The 3,776-nt window shown below is 75.8% G+C and carries 1 protein-coding gene and 2 pseudogenes; all 3 read right to left on the bottom strand.

The features are described from left to right. A pseudogene (locus tag EAO70_RS02145) lies at positions 1-463 on the bottom strand (SigE family RNA polymerase sigma factor); the annotation flags it as partial. Between the two features lie 387 nt (positions 464-850). Then, the gene (locus EAO70_RS02150; RefSeq protein ID WP_187283684.1) at positions 851-1,462 is read right to left on the bottom strand and encodes a hypothetical protein; all 612 of its coding nucleotides are present in this window, start codon (positions 1,460-1,462) and stop codon (positions 851-853) included. Between the two features lie 149 nt (positions 1,463-1,611). Further along, positions 1,612-3,716: pseudogene (locus EAO70_RS02155) on the bottom strand (FUSC family protein). Positions 3,717-3,776 lie beyond the last annotated feature (60 nt).

Below are 3,776 nucleotides of genomic sequence, written 5' to 3' on the forward strand. Positions count from 1 at the left end.
GCCCGGGGTGGGCGCGCAGCGCGGCCAGGCCGCGGCGGGCGTGGGTCTTGACCGTGCCGATCGAGCAGTGGAGCACGCTCGCGATCTCCTGCTCGGTCAGATCCTCCCAGTAGCGGAGCACCATGACCGCGCGCTGGCGGACGGTCAGATCCGCTAAGGCGGCCAGCAGCGCGGTGCGCTGCTCGACGGTCTCCGCGTGCCCCGCGGAGGTGTGGCGCAGCGACTCCGGAAGGACCGGGGTCAGGAGGTGGACGACGCGCTTCCGGCGGATCCGGCTGAGATTGTTGTTGATGAGCGCCCGGCGCACGTAGAGGTCGATCTCCCCGCGGGGGATCCGCCGCCACCGCGCGTACACCTTGGCGAGCGTCGTCTGGACCAGGTCCTCGGCCTCGTGGAAGTCCCCGGTGAGGAGCTGGGCGGTGCGTACGAGACGCGGCCAGGCGCCGACGGCGAACGCGGTGAAACCGTCGTCCTCGGTGGGGCCGGTCGGGCTGAGGGTTCCGGTCTCGGGCCCGGACCCAGCCCTGGCCCCGGTCCCGGTTCCGTTTCCGGTCCCGGTCCCGGTTCCGTTTCCGGCCCCGGTTCCGTTTCCGGTCCCGGTTCCGCCGGGCGTCGCGGTCGACCCGTTCGGCCCCATGGCCGTCCCGGTCGGGCCGGGGGCGCCGGACGTGCCGGTGGCCGCGGTGACCTGGGGGGCGGACTCGTGCGGCACGGTGCCGGACCTCGCGATCGGTCGGTGGGCGGTGAACGGCGGAGCGGTGGAGCGGTGGAGCGATCGGCCGTCGGACGGCCGGAAGAGGGGGTGGCGGGGCCCGCCCCGTGCCGGGCCCCGCCACGTTCTCTGCCGCGGTCAGCCGCGGCCGGTCGGGAAGTCGAAGCCCGGGAGCTCGTCCAGGAGCCTGCCCGCGCGGTCGTAGAGGGTGACGCCGAGGCTGCCGCCGCCGTTCCCGGCCGCCGGGGTGTGGGCGTACCAGACGCCCCAGTCCGGCCGGCCGGACAGCGCGACGAGGGTGGCGACGGTCCGGTGGCCCTCGGCGTCGGTCAGCTCGACGCGGCCGGCCTTCCGGGTGCCGTAGTAGAGCCCGGAGTGGAAGACGCCGGTCGCGTCGCCCTCGCTCTGGTGGCTGACGCCGGGCTCGGAGCGGTCGATGTTGCCGTCGACGACGCTGCGGAAGTTCTCGTAGCCGTCCGGGCCCGTCCAGTGCTTGCCCTTGCGGGTCAGCCAGACGGTGAAACCCCGTCCCGCGTCCACCCGCTGTCCGGGGCGGACGGTGCGGACCGGGTCCTCGGCGGGCGCGGGGGCCTTGGCCGTGGCCTTGGGAGCCGTGGTGGCCGTGGTGGCCGTGCGGGTCTCGGCGGCCGCGCGCGTCCCGGTGGGCGCTCCCACGGCCGACGGTGCGGCGATCGCCACGGCGGCGACGACGGCCACGCCGCCGACGGCCGCCGGCCAGTACTTCTTCATCGGTTGCTCCCGTGATGCGAGGTCGGTGGAGGACCGCGCACGCCGCGCCCCTCCTCCCTCTACAACTCCTCCGGGGCGCGTGCCGGATGACATGCTCGCGAAATTCGTACGCGGCGGGACCGGACGAGGCGGTACGGGGCCGGGTGGAGCTACCGCGTACGCGCGCGCGTGGAGTCGGTCAGGGCCGTCGTGACCTCGTCCAGGGCCTCCAGGATGAGCGCCGCGCCCTTGTGCAGCAGGAAGTGGTCCGGTGCGTCGTCGGACCAGGCGTCGACCGTCTCGCGCAGCTCGTCCCACTCCGGCGGCCTGCGCTCCCGGATCTGCTTGGCGCCCTGTTCCGTCGCGTGCCGCAGCGCTTCCGCCAGGGTCGCCGCCTCCGGTACCGGCGGGGCGCCCGGCTCCGGGAGGTGCGCCTCCATGAGCATCGCCACCCGCCCGAACTCCGCGAGCGCGTGGTCGGCCTGCTCCACCGCCGCGTGCGAGAGCCCCCGGTGCCGCACCGGCTCGTGCGTCGCGCGCTCCACCGCCTCCTGCCAGGCGACCCGCGCCGCCCGGGTGTTCAGGAGCGCCTCGCGTACGTCGGGGCTGCCGGGCCCCACCGGGTCGGCGTACCGCGCGACGACGACGGCCGCGTACCCGCCGACCGAGGCCAGCCAGTCCGCCAGCCGACCGCGGAGCCGGGGCGTCTCCCAGGCCGGGTAGACGGCGTACGCCAGCATCGCGAGGAGCCCGCCGATCAGGGTCAGCGTCACCCGGTCCCGTACGGTCTGGCCGACGCCGGCGCCCTCCATGCCGAGCAGGAAGACGACGTACGCGGCGACGAAGACCTGGCCGGCGGCGTACCCCGTCCGCATGAACAGGTACATGCCGAAGGCGCACACGACCGCGAGTCCCGCCGACAGGTACACGCCCGGGTGGAAGGACTGCACGACCCCCGTCGCCAGGGCCACCCCGACGAGGGTGCCGCCGAACCGGGCCACCGAGCGCGCGTACGTCTGCGAGAAGTCCGGGCGCATCACCATCACCGAGGCCATCGGCGCCCAGTAGCCGTGGCCGAGGCCGAGGGGGAGCACCGCGCCCAGCAGGTAGCCGGCGGCGGTGACCGCCGAGACGCGGATCGCATGGCGCAGGACCGGGGAGTCGCGGCGCAGCTCGGCACGCCCCTTCACCAGGACGAGCGGCGCGAGGCGGACCAGGGAGGGGCGGGTCCGGGGGGTGGCACCGTGCCCCGAGGTCTCGGTCGGGTGGCACCGTGCCCCGAGGTCTCGGTCCTCGGCTCGGCCGTGTCGACCACGTCGCCGAGGAGGGCGACGAGGCGGATGGCGGCGCGGCGGGGCGGCCCGTGCAGGAGCGAGAGGGTGTCGCGGGAGTGGAGCGCGGCGACGGCGGGTTCGGGGAGGTCGACCGGCTCCCCGTGCCGGATCGCGTGGGCGGCGGCGTCGAGGAGGGAGCCCGTCGCCCCGAGCATCTCCCGCACGCGCGCGCGTGCGGGTCCTTCCTCGGGGACGCCGACGGCCGGGTCGGCGAGGGAGGCGAGGACGGGGCGGATACGTTCGGCGAGGCCGCGGGCGCCGTGCAGCTCCGCCGGGCGACGGCGGGCCTGCCCGCGCGTCAGGGCGGCCGCGCTGCGGGCGTGCATGAGGGGCAGGGGGTCGAACGGGGCGACCGGGTCGTGGCGGAGGCGGCGCGCGTAGTCCGCCTCGGCGGCGAGCGCGTCCGCGAGGGCGTCGCGCTGGGCGCCCCAGGGGCGGACGGGGAGCAGGACGACCAGGGCGGCCTGGACCACGCCGCCGGCGAAGATCATGGCGGCGTGGCCGGCGGCGGTGGCGACGGAGGAGGGGAGCGTGACGGTCACCAGCATGATCGCCACGTTGGAGGAGGCGATCATGCCGGCGGTGGGGCCGGCGGCCCAGGCGAGCCCCGAGAGGAACGTCCAGAGCATCAGCAGCGCGAGGAAGAGGGGCTCGTGGGAGACGGTGAGGTAGCCGAGGAAGGTCGAGACGGCGAGGCTGGCGCCGGAGGCGAGGGCGAGGGTGGGGCGGGGGCGCCAGGAGCGCTGGAAGGTGGCGATGGCCGCCTGGAAGGCGCCGAAGGCGGAGGAGGCGGCGACGGCCGGACCGAAGACGGCGAGCGAGAAGCCGACGACGAGGGCGAGACCGAGGGCGGCGCGGGCGGCGATGACGGGGTCCAGCCGCTGCCGCTCGACGGTGAGCCCGGAGCGTGCGGTCTCCCTCAACGCCCGGAGCCAGCTCATGCCCCCGAGCGTATCCGCGATCGGGGCATAGCAGGGCATTACGGATGCGGGGGCGGGGGT

Origin of the sequence: Streptomyces sp. adm13(2018) (genome assembly GCF_008042145.1) — a bacterium.
Classification (GTDB): Bacteria; Actinomycetota; Actinomycetes; order Streptomycetales; family Streptomycetaceae; genus Streptomyces.

Bases quoted from the DNA above. Each gene is read 5' to 3' on its own strand.
- EAO70_RS02150 (WP_187283684.1), bottom strand. From the start codon at position 1,462: ATGAAGAAGTACTGGCCGGCGGCCGTCGGCGGCGTGGCCGTCGTCGCC.